Origin of the sequence: Methylobacterium sp. WL9, assembly GCF_008040035.1 — a bacterium.
Taxonomy (GTDB): domain Bacteria; phylum Pseudomonadota; class Alphaproteobacteria; order Rhizobiales; family Beijerinckiaceae; genus Methylobacterium; species Methylobacterium thuringiense.
Genome location: NZ_VRVE01000002.1, coordinates 38,565 through 55,685 on the forward strand (window position 1 = coordinate 38,565; position 17,121 = coordinate 55,685).

10 protein-coding genes are annotated in these 17,121 nt (G+C 69.2%); 4 read left to right on the plus strand and 6 right to left on the minus strand.

What is annotated here, in order from left to right; all coding sequences use genetic code 11:
* Positions 1-92 precede the first annotated feature (92 nt).
* From FV217_RS01240 to FV217_RS01260, 5 genes are all read right to left on the minus strand, one after another.
* Positions 93-845, minus strand: coding sequence for a class I SAM-dependent methyltransferase (locus FV217_RS01240; RefSeq protein ID WP_147813498.1), 753 nt, complete (start codon positions 843-845; stop codon positions 93-95).
* A gap of 165 nt (positions 846-1,010) precedes the next feature.
* Positions 1,011-3,923 (minus strand): bifunctional [glutamine synthetase] adenylyltransferase/[glutamine synthetase]-adenylyl-L-tyrosine phosphorylase, encoded by a 2,913-nt coding sequence (locus FV217_RS01245; RefSeq protein WP_147813500.1) that lies wholly within the window; start codon positions 3,921-3,923, stop codon positions 1,011-1,013.
* A gap of 16 nt (positions 3,924-3,939) precedes the next feature.
* Positions 3,940-8,061, minus strand: a complete 4,122-nt coding sequence (locus FV217_RS01250; RefSeq protein ID WP_187272386.1) for a PAS domain S-box protein — start codon at positions 8,059-8,061, stop codon at positions 3,940-3,942.
* Between the two features lie 130 nt (positions 8,062-8,191).
* Positions 8,192-9,604, minus strand: coding sequence for an ATP-binding protein (locus FV217_RS01255; RefSeq protein WP_147813504.1), 1,413 nt, complete (start codon positions 9,602-9,604; stop codon positions 8,192-8,194).
* Entirely contained in the window at positions 9,601-10,299 is a 699-nt protein-coding gene (locus FV217_RS01260; RefSeq protein WP_147813506.1) for a response regulator transcription factor, read from the minus strand. The genes FV217_RS01255 and FV217_RS01260 overlap by 4 nt, the downstream gene beginning before the upstream one ends.
* A gap of 317 nt (positions 10,300-10,616) precedes the next feature.
* Here FV217_RS01260 and FV217_RS01265 point away from each other — a divergent pair, with 317 nt between their 5' ends.
* The 4 genes from FV217_RS01265 to pyrH all read left to right on the plus strand — a co-directional run bounded on the left by FV217_RS01265 (position 10,617) and on the right by pyrH (position 14,871).
* Complete coding sequence (locus FV217_RS01265) at positions 10,617-11,537, plus strand: KpsF/GutQ family sugar-phosphate isomerase (RefSeq protein WP_147813715.1); 921 nt, start codon at positions 10,617-10,619, stop codon at positions 11,535-11,537.
* Positions 11,538-11,749: 212 nt separating this feature from the next.
* Positions 11,750-12,817, plus strand: coding sequence for a 30S ribosomal protein S2 (locus FV217_RS01270; protein WP_147813508.1), 1,068 nt, complete (start codon positions 11,750-11,752; stop codon positions 12,815-12,817).
* A gap of 145 nt (positions 12,818-12,962) precedes the next feature.
* Positions 12,963-13,883: a translation elongation factor Ts gene (tsf, locus tag FV217_RS01275; protein WP_147813510.1), complete on the plus strand. Its 921-nt coding sequence runs from the start codon at positions 12,963-12,965 to the stop codon at positions 13,881-13,883.
* A gap of 265 nt (positions 13,884-14,148) precedes the next feature.
* The gene (pyrH, locus tag FV217_RS01280; protein WP_147813512.1) at positions 14,149-14,871 is read left to right on the plus strand and encodes a UMP kinase; all 723 of its coding nucleotides are present in this window, start codon (positions 14,149-14,151) and stop codon (positions 14,869-14,871) included.
* A gap of 43 nt (positions 14,872-14,914) precedes the next feature.
* On the opposite strand, the gene paoC is transcribed toward pyrH, so the two are convergent.
* Positions 14,915-17,119, minus strand: coding sequence for an aldehyde oxidoreductase molybdenum-binding subunit PaoC (gene paoC / locus FV217_RS01285; RefSeq protein ID WP_147813514.1), 2,205 nt, complete (start codon positions 17,117-17,119; stop codon positions 14,915-14,917).
* Positions 17,120-17,121 lie beyond the last annotated feature (2 nt).

Genomic DNA, 17,121 nt, shown 5'->3' on the forward strand with positions numbered 1-17,121 from the left:
AGCGAAGCAATCCAGGGCCGCACCCGCGACGTCGGCCCATTGGCCCTGGATTGCTTCGCCTTCGGCTCGCAATGACGGGGATGGAAAGCCCCTTACTCCACCACGGCCAGCCGCGGGTTCGGCGTCAGCACCACCGCGAAATAATCGCCCCAGTCGGACCCTAGCTTCCAGTGATGGGCCGGGAAGGCGTCGACGAGGTCCTGGCCGTAGAGGTCGATGGCGTCGGCCCGGCAGATCATCACCTTGGCCGCCGCGACGATGTCTTCGCGGTCGATCACGGCGAGCATGCGCATCTCGGGATGGCGCGCGAGCCACTCGTGCACCGCCACGATCAGCAGGGGGTAGCCCGGGTGCAGCATGTCGTCGAGGCAGAGAATGCCTTTCGGATGCAGGCTCTGCACGGCGAGGTCGAGGTCGGCGGTCAGGCTTTTGGGGGTGTGATCGCCGTCGACGTGCCAGAACCGCACCGGGCCACCGAGCGCGCCGTGGATGTCCGCGCGGGTGAGATCGCGGGCGGCGGCCTTGATCGCGACGACGCGGTCCTCGGCGAGCCCGAGCCGGGCGCAGTGGCCGTGAAACCGGTCGATGATGCCGGCATCCGGCCAGTCGAAGGTGTCGATGCCGAGCGCCTTCTCGCCGGGCGCCAGTCCGAGGGCCATGGCGATGAAGAACCGGCCCTCGAAGGTGCCGATCTCGGCGAAATGACCCGCGATCCCGAGGTCACCCTGTCGGCGGATCACATGCGCGCAGATCGTCGCCGCGAAGCGCGAAGACATGCCGCGCACGCTCTCGTAGTCCTCGGCGATGTAACGGTCGACGGCCGGGTTGCCGGAGCGGAAGGTCATGGAGCCTCGTGGCGTTCGAGGGGAGTGATTTATGCTGTCCGCTTAGGTCTGTTCGGCTCAGCAGCGTTTCCCTCCCCACAAGGAGGAAGAGGGCCTGCACAGGGCGACCCCAACCACTTGGATAGCGTCTTCCGGCTACACCGGACGTGCCGGGCTACACAATGCTCAGTGCTTCACCTTCAGCAGGTGATCGAACAACCCCCGCACCGCCTTGCGCCGGGTATCCAACTCCGTCTCCAGCGCCCGCGTATCCGGCAGGCTCACGGCGCGGGCGAGGCGGGCAAGGGCCACGGGTGTCGCCTTCGCGGGATCGCCCTCGACCATCAGGCGCTGCCAGTGGTGGACGTCGTCGAGGAGGCGGTAGGCCGCGACGAGGGTTTCGGCGTCGCCGGCCGGCAGCAGGTCGTGCTCCGCCGCGATCCGAAACACGGACGGCGCGTCGAGCCCGATCAGGTCGCGCATCCTGGCGGCGTGGCCGAGCACCAGAGCCTGGGCCAGGAAGTCGAGGTCGAGCAGGCCGCCTGGTGCGAGCTTGAGGTCGAGGGGGCCGTCGTCGCCCTTCTCCTTGGCGACGAGGGCGCGCATGGCCCGCACCTCACGGTTCACGGTTTTTGGGTCGCGCGTCCGCATCAGGGCGTCGCGGATCACCGCTTTGGCCTCCTCGGCGAGGCTGGTATCGCCGGCGACGACGCGGGCGCGGCTCAACGCCATGTGTTCCCAGAGCTCGGCCTCCTCGCGCTGATAGTCGCGAAAACTGCGGAACTGCGTGGCGACCGAGCCCTGTCCGCCGCCGGGGCGCAGGCGCAGGTCGACCTCGTAGAAATGGCCGCGCCGGGTCGGGACGGTGAGCGCCGCGACGAGGCGCTGCGTCAGCCGGTTGAAGTAGACCGCCGCGTCGAGCGGGCGCTTGCCGGTGCTCGCACGGCTTTCCGCGTCGAAGTCGTAGAGGACCACGAGATCGAGGTCGGACTCCGCCGTGAGCTGATGCGAGCCGAGCCGGCCGAACCCGAGCACCGCCATGCGCCCGCCCGGAACCGTGCCGTGCTCGGTAACGAAGTGCCCGGTGACCTCGTCGAGCGAACTCGCAACGGCCGCGTCGGCGATCGCCGAAAACGCCCGGCCGCCGCCCTCGGGCGTCAGGATGCCCGAGAGCAGGCGCGCGCCGGTGACGAAGCGAAGCTGGCGGGCCGCGTCGCGCGAGCGGTCGAGAAAGATCTCATGGCTGTCGGGCGTGCCGACGAGCCCACGGTAATGCGCGGCGATCTCGGCCGCGTCCGTCGTCGGCTCGACGAAGCCGGGGTCGATCACCGCGTCGAGCACATGCGGGCTGAAGGCGACGATGTCGGCCAGCCGCGGCGCGCTGCCGACGAGGTCGGCGAAGAGCGTGCGCAGGCGTTCGCGTTCGCGCAGGATGGTCAGGAGCTCGACGGCGGCCGGCATCCGGGCGAAGGCGCGGTCGAGGTTGTCGAGGGCCGCATCCGGGTCCGGCGTGCCGGCGAGCGCCTTGAGCAGCGCCGGAACCAGTTCGGTCAGCACCTCGCGGGCGCGGGCGCTGCGCACGGCCGAGCGCCGCCCGAAATGCCAGCCACGCACCGTCTCGGCCACGCGCTCCGGCTCGCGGAAGCCGAGTTTTCGCAGGGTTTCCAGCGTAGCGGGATCGTCCTCGGAACCCGAAAACACGAGGTCGCCGATCTCGGAAGACAGGTCCGGCCCCGCCTCGAACAGCAGGGCGTAATGCGCTTGCACCTGGCCGGCATGGCCCAGCAACGCCTGCTCGAATTCCTTTCGGGTCTCGTATCCGGCGAAGCGCGAAAACCGTCCCAGCTCGGCTTCGTCGGTGGGAAGGCGCTGGGTCTGCTCGTCGCGGACCATTTGGAGGCGGTGCTCGATGGTGCGCAGGAAGCCGTAGGCCGCGCCGAGTTCGTCGCGGGCTTGCCCCGAGATCCAGCCGTCCGCCTGCAGGGCCGACAGCATCGGGATCGTGCCGCGCCCGCGCAGGTCCGGCCGCCGGCCGCCGAAGACGAGCTGCTGCGTCTGCACGAAAAACTCGATCTCGCGGATGCCGCCGCGCCCGAGCTTGATGTCGTGGCCGGCGACGGCCAGCGCCTCGTGTCCGCGCACGGCGTGGATCTGCCGCTTCATGGCGTGGACGTCGGCGATGGCCGCGAAATCGAAGTACTTGCGCCAGACGAAGGGCGTCAGGTCCTTGAGGAAGCGCTCGCCTGCCGGGACGTCGCCGGCGATCGGCCGCGCCTTGATGAAGGCGGCACGCTCCCAGTTCTGCCCGGTGCTCTCGTAATAGTGATAGGCGGAATCGAGGCTCAGCGCCGTCGGAGTCGAGCCGGGGTCGGGCCGCAGGCGATAGTCGACGCGGTGGACGTAGCCCTCGGCGGTGCGCTCCTGCAGCAGCTTCGCCATGCCCTGCGCCAACTTCGAAAAGAACGGCGTCGGCTCCAGGCCCTCCCTGAGCGGCGCGGCTGCGCCGTCGAAGAGCACGATCAGGTCGACGTCGCTCGAATAGTTCAGCTCCCGGCCGCCGAGCTTTCCGAGGCCCAGTACGACGAGGCCGGACTCAACCTGCGGGTTCTTCCGGTCTTTTGGAACGAACCGGCCGGCCGCTGCCGCCTGCAGCAGCATCGCGTCGGCCGCGGCCGAGACCGAGGCGTCGGCGAAGTCCGACAGCGCCTCCGTCACCGTCTTCACCGGCCAGACGCCGCCGATATCGGCGAGCGCAACCAGCAGCGCATGTTCGGCCCGGTTGATGCGGAGCCGGGCGCCGATCGCGTCGAGGTCGTCGGTCTCGCGCCCGGCCGCGCACTGGTCGGCGACGATGCGGGCATCGGTCGCTTCCGGCGCCTCGTCGAACAGCCGCGCGAGGCCTTCGGGATCGCGGGCGGCGAGGCCCCAGAGGAAGGTCGAGTGGTCGGCCAGCGTCAGCAGCAGGTCGCGCGCCGGCCCGGTCCGGAGCGATGCCGGCAACGCGCCTGCGATCGTCGCAAAGCGCGCCTCCGCCTCGTCCGGGTTCGACGGGGGAGGAATGGCGCCGAGGCGCGCGATCAGCTTCGGCCGGCTTCTCATGGCGCCTCCACGCTTGCTATTCCACCCTCGGCCGCCGCCACCGCGCGCTGACCCGTCGCAGAACCCGCGACAGCTGTTCGGCCGAGTAGGGCTTGTGCAGAAGCTCGAAGCCGTGCGCGCCCTCCTGGGCGAGGACGTGACTGTAGCCGGAGGCGAGCACCACCGGCAGGTCGGGCAGGCGGCGGCGGAGTTCTTCCGCCAGCGCCACGCCGCCCATGCCCGGCATCACCACGTCGGAGAACACCACGTCGAAACCGGCGCCGTCGCTGCCGAGCGTGTCGAGCGCCTCCTCGGCATTGGCCGACCAAGCGGTGGCGTAGCCGAGATCCTGCAGGATCTGCGTGGCGAAGCGGCCGACCTCGATGTTGTCCTCGACGACGAGCACGCGCCGCCCGGTCCCGTCGGAGGAGAGGTCGGATTCGAGGGCCTGGACGATCTCGCCGCCTTCCGGCGCCTCGATCTCGGGCAGGTAGAGCGTGAAGGTGGTCCCGGTGCCGGGCTCGCTCTCCACCGAGACGTCGCCGCCCGATTGCTTGGCGAAGCCGAAGACCTGGCTGAGGCCGAGGCCGGTGCCGCGCCCGACTTCCTTCGTCGTGAAGAATGGCTCGAAGATATGTGCCAGCGCCTCGGAGCCGATGCCCGAGCCGGTATCGTGAAGCGAGACGGCGGCGAAGGGCCCGCGCGCGCCGGCATGGCCGCGCAAGGCCGGCATCGGTGTCGAGCAGACGAGACGGAGCGTCAGCGTACCCTCGCCATCCATGGCGTCGCGGGCGTTGACGGCCATGTTCACCAGCGCCGTCTCGAACTGGCTGATATCGGCCCGGATGAAGCAGGGATGGTCCGGCACGTGCGCCACGACGCTGATACGCGCGCCGGTGACGGTGTCGAGCATGTCGGCGACGCTTCCGAGCCGGCTGCCGACGTCGAATACCTCGGGCTTCAGCGCCTGCCGGCGGGCGAAGGCGAGGAGCTGGCCGGTGAGCTTGGCCGCCCGCTCCACCGTGTCCGACACGGCGTCCATGTAGCGCTTGCGCCGGTCATCCGGCAGGTCGGGCCTGCGCAGGAAGTCGACCGAGGAGCGGATGATCGTCAGGAGGTTGTTGAAGTCGTGCGCGACGCCGCCGGTGAGCTGGCCGACCGCCTCCATCTTCTGCGACTGGCGCAGGGCTTCCTGGGCGTGGGTCAGCTCCTCGTGCCGCTCGCGCTCGACGGTGACGTCGCGGCCGTAGGCGTAGACGAGCTCGCCCTCCACCGAGGTCTGCCAGGCGATGGTGCGATAGCTGCCGTCGAAATGCCGGTAGCGGTTCTCGAAGTTGGACAGGCTTTCGTGCGTGGCGACCTCGTGCGCGCGCCGGCTGCGCTCAATGTCCTCGGGCGCGAGGAAATCGAGGAAGTTGCGTCCCAGGATCTCGTCCGAGCGAAAGCCGAGCGTGGTCTCCCAGGCCGGGTTCACGGCGCGGAAGACCCCCGTCCGATCGATGATCGCGAGCAGGTCGCGGGCGTTGCGCCAGACGCGGTCGCGTTCGGCCGTACGCTCGGCCACCTGCGCTTCGAGCGTCTCGTTGAGCCGCCGCAACTGCAGTTCCAGGTGGCGGCGCGGTGAGACGTCGTTGAACAGGACTGCGACCCGGCAGGCCGACGGCTCGCCGCTGCGGAAGGCGTAGACATCGTACCAGCGGCCGTCGAGCGCCTCCGCCGCGTTCTCGAAGCGCTTCGATTCACCCGTGAGCGCGACCTGCCCGTAGGTGTCGAACCAGTGCTGCTCCATGTCCGGCGCGAAATCGCGCATCGTCCGTCCGACGGCAGCCGTCAGGCCGGTCTGGCGTTCGAAGGCCGGGTTGACCTCGACGAAGCGGTAATCGACCGGTCGGCCGTCCGCGTCGAAGATCATGTCGATGATGCAGAAGCCGGCATCGATGGAGTCGAACAGGGAGCGGTAGCGCTCCTCGCTCTCGTGCAGGCGCGATTGCGTCGTCTTCTGGTGGGTGACGTCGATCACGGTGCCGGCGTAGCGCAGCGGCCGCCCGTCCGCGCTCGCGTAGCAGCGGCCGCGCGCGACGAGCCAGCGCTCGCTGGCGGCCGGCTTCACCCGGAACTCGACGGCGTAGTCGCTCAGGGATTCCAGCGCTGCCGTGATGTGATCCGAGACGGCCTGCCTGTCCTCCGCTTGAACCTTGCCGAGCAGCGTATCGAGGGGCACGCCGTCGGCGAGCGTCTTCGCCGGCATCTCGAAGAAGCCCGCGTAGCGCTCGTCCCCCTGGACGACGTTCCTGTCGACGTCCCAATCGAAGAAGCCGACCCGGCCGGTATCGAGGGCGATCTCCTGGCGCTGCACGACCTCGTCGAGTGCCTCGCGGGCGAGCTGGTCACTGGTCCGGTCGCGCAGCACCTTCACGAAGCCGATCGGTGCACCGGCCTCGTCGCGCAACGGCGTCATCTCGCCACTCGCCCAGAAGCGCTCGCCGCCCTTGCGCAAGTGCCAGCGCTCGTCGTTGCCGATGCCGGTCTCCGCCGCCAGGCGCATCTCGGCCTCGATCTGCCCCTTGGCGCGGTCCTCCGGCGTGAAGAAGCGTTCGGCGGTCTGGTCGAGCATCTCGGCCTCGTCCCAGCCGAGGATGCGCCGGGCGCCCTCGTTCCACTCGGTGACCCGGCCGTCGCGGTCCGTGGCGATGATGGCGTAGTCGATGGCGCTATCGAGGATCTGGCGGTGGCGCGTCGCGCCCTCGCGCTTCGAGGCCTCGGCGCCGGCCCGCTCGACCGCGTCCCAGGTGCGCGCGGCGACGTCTTCGACCAGCGTGACGTCGTCCCAGGTCCAGCCACGCGGCTCGTTCTCGGTCGCGTAGAGCGTCGCGATCAGGCGCCCGTCGCGCACCAGCGGCACCCCGACGAAGGCGCGGACGCCGACGGCTTGCCAGACCGAAGGGTCGGCCGTCGTACCGGACGCGACGTCGGTCACGACGATGGTCTTGCCGGCGCGCAGCTTGCCCAGCAACTCGCCGCCGAAGGCTTCGATGTCCTGGGGACCAGTCGTCGGCTGGACACCGTCGGTGAAGCCGACCTCGCGCACGATGGTGTGCCCGTCAGGCTGTATGCGCCCATAGCCGGTGCGGGGGACCTTGAGGTGGCGGCCCAACGCCTCGACCGACGCCGACATGATCGCATGCGGATCGGTCAGCGCCCGGATCGTGTCGGTGAGCTTGAGCAGGAAGGCCTGGCGCGCCTCGCTGGCGGCGAGACGGGCCTCGCTGGCACGCAGGGCCGCCTCGGTCTCGCGCCGTGCCGTGACGTCGGTCGAAATGCCGACCATGACGCGCGGGCTGCCGTCCTCCGCGTAGCTCGGCCGGCCATGCATGTGCAGCCAGCACTCGCCGCCATCCGGCCGGATGCAGCGGTACTCGATGTCGTAGTCGGTCCGCCCAGCGATCGCCTCCGCCACCGCGGCCTGCATCCGCTCGCGATCGTCCGGGTGAACGCCCGCCTTCAAATCCTCGTAGGTGAAGCGCTCGTCATGCGTGCGTCCGAAATGCGCCCGGCAGGTCTCCGAAGCCTGCAGATCGAGCGTCCACAGGTCGAGTTCCCAGTCGCCCTGGCCGGCGGCGGCGAGGGCGAGCCGCAGGCGGGTTTCGCTGCGGCGCAGGGCCTGGTCGGTGCGGCGCATCTCGAGTTGGGTCATCACTGTGCGGGCCAGCGCCCGCAGGATGAAGATCTGCTGCTCGCTGAGTTCGTGCGGCACCCGGTCGAGCACGCAGAGCGTGCCGATGACCCAGCCTTCGGAACTCTTCAGGGGAACGCCGGCATAGAAGCGCAGATGCGGCGGGCCGCTGACGAGCGGATTGTCCGCCAGTTCGGGATTCTCCGAGAGATCCGGGACGATCAGGAGATCGGCCTTCTCCAGCGTGTCCGTGCAGAAGCCGAGATGCAGCGTCATCTCGCGGGCCTCGTGGCCGACGGCGGCCTTGATCCACTGGCGGTCGGCGTCGATGAAGTTGATATGCGCCATCGCCGTGCCGCAGGCCTGAGCGGCCATCTGCGCGATGTCGTCGAACTCGGGCTCGGGCGGCGTGTCGAGAATGTCGTAGCTGTGCAGAGCCGCGAGACGCCCCGCCTCGTCCCCGTTCGCTGGGGGTTCGACCGTCATCGGCGGACGCCGTAGCGCGGCAGGGGCGCATCGCGAAAACGGTCTCGATGGAGAGGGTCGCGCGGCGGCACATGAAGCATGCCGGTCTCCTAGCATGTGACCAAGCGGGTGTCGCTTTCGCGCCGGGCCTTCAGGCGACCGGCAGCGACAGCCTAACCGCGAGACCCGGCGCGTTGTTTCGCAAGGCCAGTGTCCCGCCATGCAGCCGCACCACCGCGTTCACGAGGCTTAAGCCGAGCCCGAAGCCGGGGCGCGACCGGGCGTCGTCCAACCGCACGAAACGGTCGAGCACGCGGCCGTGCTCGCTCTCTGGAATGCCGGGTCCATGGTCGGCGACGACGAGTTCGATCCCGTCCGGCCCGCGCCGCGCCGTCATCGCGATGCGCCGTTCGCCGCTGCCGGACGCGCCGTACTTGATGGCGTTGTCGGCGAGGTTGGCGAGCGCCTGGCCGACGAGTTCGCGGTTGCCGTGGAGCATCAGGCCGGGCTCCGCGTCCACGGTGAGCGTCAGCCCGTTCTCCTCGGCCAGCGCTTCGTAGAGTTCGCCGACCTCGCGCAAGGCTTGGCCGGCATCGATCTCCGAGAAAGATTCGCGGGCGCTCCCGGCTTCGAGGCGCGCGATGGTGAGAAGCGCCTCGAACACCCGGATCAGCCCGTCGCTCTCCTCGATCACCGCCCCGATCGCCGTCCGAAGCTCCTCCGGCGAGCGCTCGCCGCGGAGCGCTTCGTCGGCGTGGTTGCGCAAGCGGGTGAGGGGCGTCTTGAGGTCGTGGGCGATGTTGTCGGAGACCTCGCGCATGCCGCGCATCAGCTCGCCGATGCGCTCCAGCATGAGGTTCAGGTTCTGGGCGAGCCGGTCGAGCTCGTCGCCGGTGCCGGCCACGCGCAGGCGCCCGTCGAGATTGCCGGCCATGATGCTGCGTGTGGTCTCGGTCATGTCGTCGACGCGCTTGAGCACGCGGCTCGCCACGAACCAGCCGCCGACGACCCCGAGCAGCAGGATCAGCGCCAGCGCGGTGCCGAAGGTGTTGCCGATGGCGGCGCGTAGCCTGTCGCGCTCCTCGATGTCGCGGCCGACGAGCAGGCGGAAGCCGCCGGCCAAGGTGTAGATACGCACGATGGCGCGGTGCTGCACGTCCTTCGAATCTGCGTCGCGGCCGTAGGAAATCTCGAACTGGCCGGAGCTCGACAGCAGCCCCGAGGGCAGCGAGCCGACATTGCCGACGATATGCTCGCCGGCCGGCGTGGTGACGAGGTAGAGCGAGGCACCGGGCTCCTTGGCGCGGCGCTCGATCACCGTGATGAGCTTGCGCAGGCCGCCGGTGGTGTATTGCTCCTGCAGCCCGTTGATCTCGGCCTCGATGGTCTGGACGATCTGGTCGTCGAGGACGCTGCGCGCGTTCCAGGCGACGTAGCCGAGCGCCAACACCGCGAAGACCGCGAAGACGGCGAGATAGACCAGCGACAGCTTGAACGCCGTGGTGCGAAAAAGCTTGCCGACCCGCGCCAGCAGGTTTTCGCGATGCGGCGCCGGGCCACTCACGACGCGCGCGGCTCCTCGGCGCGGACGACGTAGCCGGCGCCGCGCACGGTCTGGATCAGCGCATGCTCGTGGCCGCGGTCGATCTTTCCGCGCAGCCGCGAGACGTGGACGTCGATGACGTTGGTCTGCGGGTCGAAATGGTAGTCCCAGACGTTCTCCAGCAGCATCGTCCGGGTCACCACTTGGCCTGCATGACGCATGAGGTATTCGAGCAGCCGGAACTCGCGCGGCTGCAGCACGATCTCGCGGCCGGCCCGCACGACTCGGTGCGAGAGCCGGTCGAGTTCGAGGTCGCCGACGCGGTACGCCGTCGCCTCGGTCGCGCCGGCCGTGCTCGACCGCCGGCGGGCCAGCACCTCGGCCCGGGCCAGCAGCTCCGAGAAGGCGTAGGGCTTCGGCAGGTAGTCGTCGCCCCCGGCGCGCAGGCCCTTGACCCGGTCGTCGACCTGGCCAAGCGCCGAGAGGATCAGCACTGGCGTCGCCACCTCCTGCTCGCGCAAGCTTCGGATCAGCGAGAGCCCATCGAGCTTCGGCAGCATGCGGTCGACGATGAGTAGATCGTAGCCGCCCTCGCGGGCCATGGCGTAGCCGTCGAGCCCGTCCGAGGCCTGGTCGGCGACGTGGCCGGCCTCGCGGAAGGCCTTGACGAGGTAGGCGACGGCCTCGCGGTCGTCTTCGATGATGAGGAGGCGCATTGCGCTTGTCAGATAGGCCTTCGCCGCCCGGCCGGAAATGGCTCTGCCGCGCGAGCGGGGCGGCAACCGTCACAATTAAACCATACCGTCTACACACCCTCGAACGGCAGGTTCAACGCCCTGCGCGCACGCGATTTTCCGAGATCTTTCGCAGTCGTTCGGCACGTCGTGTCCCGATGACGGGGACTGCCTGGAGTCGATACCGGCACATGAAGACCGCGACCGAGACGGTTCCCTTCCGCAATCTCAGCCTCGTCCCGGCGCAGGACGCGACGGACGACATCCGCCTGTCGGCGACGCGCAGCCTGCAATCCGGCATGGCGGCAATGCGGGAGCTGACGGCGGCGTTCGAGGGCGATCTCGGCGAGGCCTTCGAACGGGCGGTACTGACCATCGTGCAGGCCAAGGGCCGAGTCATCGTCTGCGGCGTCGGCAAGAGCGGCCATATCGGCCGCAAGCTCTCCGCGACCCTCGCCTCCACCGGCACCCACGCCTTCTTCGTCCACCCGACCGAGGCGAGCCACGGCGATCTCGGCATGATCGCGCCCGACGACGTGATCATCGCCCTGTCCTGGTCCGGCGAAACCGCCGAACTCGGCGACGTCGTCAGCTTTTCGCGCCGGTTCTCGATTCCGCTGATCGCGATCACGAGCAAGCCCGACAGCACGCTCGGCCGCGCCGCCGACGTCCTGCTGGCGCTACCCCGGGTGCGCGAATCCTGCCCGTACGACCTCGCGCCGACCTCCTCGACCCTGATCCAGCTGGCGCTGGGCGATGCGCTGGCCGTGGCGCTGATCGAGAAGCGCGGCTTCACCTCCGCCGGCTTCAAGGTGCTGCATCCGGGCGGCAAGCTCGCGGCGCGCCTGAAGAACGTGCAGCAGCTCATGCATGATGGCAGCGAGGTCCCGCTGGTGCGGGACGATACCGTGATGTCCGAGGCCTTGATCGTGATCGCCAGCCGACGCTACGGCTGTTGCGGCGTCACCGACGCCGACGGCCGCCTCGTCGGCATCGTCACCGACGGCGACCTGCGCCGCCACATGGGCCCGGCCCTGCTCAACACGCCGGTGCGCGACGTGATGACCGCCGACCCGATCATCGTCGAGCCGGACCTGCTGGCGAGTTCGGCGCTCGGTCTGATGAACCGCAAGCGGATCACGGCTTTGTTCGTGACGAGCGAGCGGCGGCCGGTGGGGATTTTGCACATCCACGATCTGCTGCGGGCCGGGGTGGCCTGAGGCCGTCGGCGTCTGGACTGCAATCCGCCACTGCGGTTCCTGCGCTGATCGGCGCCGTCATTTGCGGCTTGCATGAAATCGCGCAAATCTGCTAACGCCACCGCCCATCCCACACGCGGAGGCGGCCTCATGCCTGAATGAGGCCTTCCGGTGGTCGGCATCTCAGCCGGCGACATCCTCCGCGGCGGAATCAAACCGGAGAAAAAACGGATATGGCCGTCGATTTCACTATGCGTCAGCTCCTCGAAGCGGGCGCCCATTTCGGTCACCAGTCGCACCGCTGGAACCCGAAGATGCAGCCCTACATCTTCGGCACCCGCAACAACATCCACATCATCGATCTCGCCCAGACCGTGCCGGCGCTCCACACTGCGCTGCAGGCTGTGAGCGACACGGTCGCCAAGGGCGGCCGCGTGCTGTTCGTCGGCACCAAGCGCCAAGCGGCCGAGGCGATCGCCGAGAGCGCCAAGCGCTCCGCCCAGTATTACGTCAACTCCCGCTGGCTCGGCGGCATGCTGACCAACTGGAAGACCATCTCCGGCTCGATCGCGCGCCTGCGCAAGGTCGACGAGACGCTCGAAGGCGGGGCCACGGGCCTCACCAAGAAGGAGCGCCTCATGCTCACGCGTGAGAAGGACAAGCTTGAGAAGGCGCTCGGCGGCATCAAGGATATGGGCGGCGTGCCCGACCTGATCTTCGTCATCGACACCAACAAGGAGCAGCTCGCGATCAAGGAGGCGAACCGCCTCGGCATCCCGGTGGCCGCCATCGTCGACACGAACTGCAATCCCGAGGGCATCACGCACATCGTGCCCGCCAACGACGACGCCGGCCGCGCCATTGCGCTCTACTGCGATCTTATCGCCCGCGCGGCGATCGAGGGCATCGGCCGCGGCCAGGGCCAGTCGGGTGTCGACACCGGCGCCTCCGTCGAGCCGACCGCTGAGGAGCTGCCGCCCGAGGAGACCTCCGCCCCGGCCTCGATCGAGTCCGACGCGATCACGCAGGCCGACGTCGCCGCACTCGCCGATTCGACCGAGCATTACGAGTTGCTCCCCGCTCCGCGCGGCGCACCGGACGACCTGAGCAAGCTGCACGGCGCCGGTCCGCAGATCGTGCAGAAGCTGAACGACGCCGGCGTCTGGCACTACTGGCAGCTCGTCGCCATGACCCCGGACGACGTCACCAAGCTCGACGCCGACCTCAAGCTCAACGGCCGCATCGAGCGCGACGGCTGGATCGCCCAGGCCCGCGGCCTGCTCGACGCCCCCGCTGCCTAGAGGCCGGTTCGGGCCGGGCGTCGGCCCGGTCCGATCGCGCGTCACTTCACTGCAAAGCCCGGCGCTTATCCAAGCGCCGGGCTCACTCACTTCAAAGACCATTCACGACCCCACCGCCGCCCCCCATTCGCTGAGAGAGAATCCCATGGCCGAGATCACCGCAGCCCTCGTGAAGGAGCTTCGCGAGAAGACCGGCGCCGGCATGATGGACTGCAAGCGCGCCCTGACCGAGGTCGCCGGCGACCTAGAGGCCGGCGTCGACTGGCTGCGCCAGAAGGGCCTCGCCAAGGCTGCCAAGAAGGCCGGCCGCGTCGCCGCCGAAGGTCTCGTCGCCGTCGAGTCCGCCGGCCACCATGCCGCGCTGGTCGAGGTGAATTCCGAGACCGACTTCGTCGCCCGCAACGACAGCTTCCAGGCCTTCGCCCGCGAAGCCGCCAAGCTCGCGCTCGATTCCGACGGCACCCTCGAAGGCCTGCAGGCCAAGACCTTCCCGGGCTCGCAGGAGACCGTGACCGACAAGCTGCAGAGCCTCATCGCCACCATCGGCGAGAACATGACCCTGCGCCGCGTCGCCAAGCTCGACGTGTCGAAGGGCGTCGTCGCCAACTACGTGCACGGCCCGGTCAGCCCCGGCCTCGGCAAGATCGGCGTGCTGGTCGCGCTTGAATCCGAGGGCGACGTCGATTTCCTGTCGACCCTCGGCCGCCAGATCGCCATGCACGTCGCCGCGACGAACCCAGTGGCGCTCGACGCCTCGGGCGTCGATCCGGCCGTGCTCGAGCGCGAGTCGAACATCCTGCGCGAGAAGAACGCCGGCAAGCCGGACCACGTCATGGCCAAGATCGTCGAGAGTGGCCTGAAGAGCTACTACAAGGAGGTCACCCTCCTCGAGCAGCCCTTCGTCCACGACGGCTCCAAGACCGTCTCCCAGGTCCTCAAGGAGGCCGAGGGCAAGGCCGGCGCCCCGGTCAAGCTCACCGCCTTCGTGCGCTACGCACTCGGCGAGGGCATCGAGAAGGAAGAGGGCCCGGACTTCGCGGCCGAAGTCGCCGCGATGTCGCGCTAGTTTTTGTCAGAGTGCAGGGACTGAAGAGGGCGGCCGAGAGGCCGCCCTTTCTCGTTTCAAACCCTCCACGTCATTGCGAGCCGCAGGCGAAGCAATCCAGGGCCGACGCACGACGTCGTGGGTGCGGCCCTGGATCGCTTCGCTCCGCTCGCGATGACGGCGGAGTGACCGCCCGAAACCGAATTCCCATGGCCCGCCCCATGCTCTAGAAGCCGCCGACATCATCAATCGGATGGCGGCTCGGGCCGGCCATGGAGAGCCTTCGATGCCGGAGACGACGCCGTTTCGCCGCGTCCTCGTAAAGCTCTCCGGGGAGGCGCTGGCCGCCCCAGACGGCTACTGGCTGCATCCGCAGACGTTGGCCGGCCTCGCCGAGGATATCGGCCGGGTGACCGAGCAGGGCATCGAGATCGCCATCGTCGTCGGCGGCGGCAACCTGATCCGCGGCGCCCGCATCTCAGCCGCCGGGTGGATCGACCGGGCCACCGGCGACTCCCTCGGCATGATGGCCACCGTCATGAACTCGCTGGCCATCGAGACGGCGCTGAACGCGGCCGGCGTCTCGGCCCGCACCATGTCGGCGGTCTCGATGCCGACGATCTGCGAGACCTATGCCCGCCAGCCCGCCCTGCATCACCTCGACAAGGGGCAGGTCGTGGTGCTCGCCGGCGGCACCGGCAATCCGTTCTTCACCACCGACACCGCCGCCGTCCTGCGCGCGGCGGAGCTGCGCTGCGACGCCGTGCTCAAGGCGACGCAGGTCGACGGCGTCTATTCGGCCGATCCAAAGCAGGACCCGACCGCCACCCGCTACGACCGCCTCACCCACGACGAGGCCATCGCGCGCGACCTCAAGGTGATGGACACCGCCGCCTTCGCGCTAGCGCGAGAGAGCCGGCTCTCGATCGTCGTCGGCTCGGTCCACGCCCCGTCGTCGATCAAGGCGATCCTGATGGGCGAGGCCCCCTCGACACACGTGGTGCCGTAAGAGACGTCCGAGGCGGCAGCGGCCGGAGCCGCCGCCGCTTCCGTCAGGCGGCGTCGGGCATCCGCTCCAGGAGCTTGTCGAGGGTGATCGGATAGTCGCGCACGCGGATGCCGGTGGCGTTGTAGACCGCGTTGGCGATGGCAGCTCCCACTCCGCAGATGCCGAGTTCGCCGACGCCTTTGGCCTTCATCGGCGAGGAGATCGGATCGACCTCGTCGAGGAAGACGACCTCCTGGTGCGGGATGTCGGCATGCACCGGCACCTCGTACCCGGCGAGGTCGTGGTTGACGAAGAAGCCTCGGGTCTTGTCGACCGCGAGTTCCTCCATCAGTGCTGCGCCGACGCCCATGGTCATCGCGCCGATGACCTGGCTGCGGGCCGATTTCGGGTTGAGGATGCGCCCGGCCGCGCAGACCGCCAGCATCCGCCGCACCCGGATCTCGGCGGTGGCGGCATCGACTCCGACCTCGACGAAATGCGCGCCGAAGGTCGATTGCTGGTACTTCTTGGCGAGCCCCTCGAACTCGATCGCGTCCTCGACGACGATCTCGCCGGCCGACGCAGCCTGCGCCAGCTTCACGCTCTTGCCGCCCGAACGGACCTCGCCGTCCGCGAACACCGCGTCCGCAGCCGGCAAACCGAGCTTCTGCACCACCGCTTCACGCAGCTTCATGCAAGCCGCGTAGACTCCGGAGGTCGAGCTGTTCGCACCCCACTGGCCGCCGGAGCCGGACGAGACCGGGAAGCTTGAGTCGCCCAACCGCACCGTCACCTTGTCGAGCGGCACGCCCATCATCTCGGCCGCGGTCTGGCCGATGATGGTGTAGGTGCCGGTGCCGATATCGGTCATGTCGGTCTCGACCGTGACCGTGCCGTCGGGTCCAAGCCGGATGCGCGCGCCCGACGTCATCAACTGGTTGTTCCGGAACGCGGCGGCGACGCCCATCCCGACCCGCCAGCGCCCGTCGCGGACCTGACCCGGCGTCGCGACGCGCTTGCTCCAGCCGAAGCGCTCGCCGCCCTCGCGGAGGCAGGCGATCAACTCGCGCTTCGAGAAGGGCCTGTCGGGCTTTTCCGGGTCGACCTGAGTGTCGTTGAGCATGCGCAGCTGGACCGGGTCCATGCCGAGCCGTTCCGCGACCTCGTCCATGGCGATCTCGAGGGCCATCAGGCCCGGTGCCTCGCCCGGGGCGCGCATGGCGTTGCCCTCGGGCAGGTCGAGCGTGGCCAATCGCGTCGCCGTCATCCGGTTCGCGCCGGCATAGAGCAGGCGCGTCTGCGAGACTGCGGCTTCCGGCCGGCCGCCGGGGAGGTTGCCGGACCAACTCTCGTGGCCGATGGCGGTGATCGTGCCGTCCTTGTTCGCGCCGATGCGGATCCGCTGGATCGTCGCCGGCCGGTGGACGGTGTTGTTGAACATCAGCGGCCGCGTCAGCGCGACCTTGACCGGGCGTCCGGCCGCCTTGGCACCGAGGGCCGCGAGGATCACGTCTGAGCGGATGAACAGCTTGCCGCCGAATCCGCCGCCGATGAAGGGCGAGATCAGGCGCACCTTGTCCTTCGGCATCCCGAGCGTCTTGGCGACGTCGCCGACGCTCCAGTCGATCATCTGGTTGGAGGTCCAGAGCGTGACCTTGTCGCCCTCCCAGGAGGCGATGGAGGCGTGCGGCTCCATCATCGCATGCGCCTCGTCGGGGGTGGTGTAGGTCTCCTCCACCCGAACCGGCGCCTTGGCGTAGGCGGCCTCGAAATCGCCGACCGCCGTATCGCCCGGGTCCTTCATGATCTTGGCGGGCTTGGCCGAATCCTTGGCCGCAGCGAGATCGAACGTGCCCTTGGCCGCGTCGTAATCGACCTTGATCAGGGCCGCCGCGGCGCGGGCCTGCTCGAAGCCCTCGGCGACGACGAGTGCCACGGCCTGATGGTAGTGCGCGATCTCCGGGCCGCCGAGCAGCGGCGCGGTGTTGTACTGGCCTTTGCCGAGCTGGCCGGCACTCTCGGCGGTGACGACCGCGATCACGCCGGGCGCCGCCTTGGCCGCCGACAGGTCCATCGACCGGATGCGGCCTTTGGCGATGCCGGCGCCGAGGACGAAGCCGTAGGCCGGCTTCAGGGCCGGATCGTGCCAGTCGTAGGCGTAGGGCGCCGTGCCGGTGGTCTTGTAGGGACCGTCGATCCGGTCGGTCGCCTTGCCGATCACCGTGAGCCGGTCGATCGGGTTCTGGGCTGCGGGTGTGTCGAACTTCATGG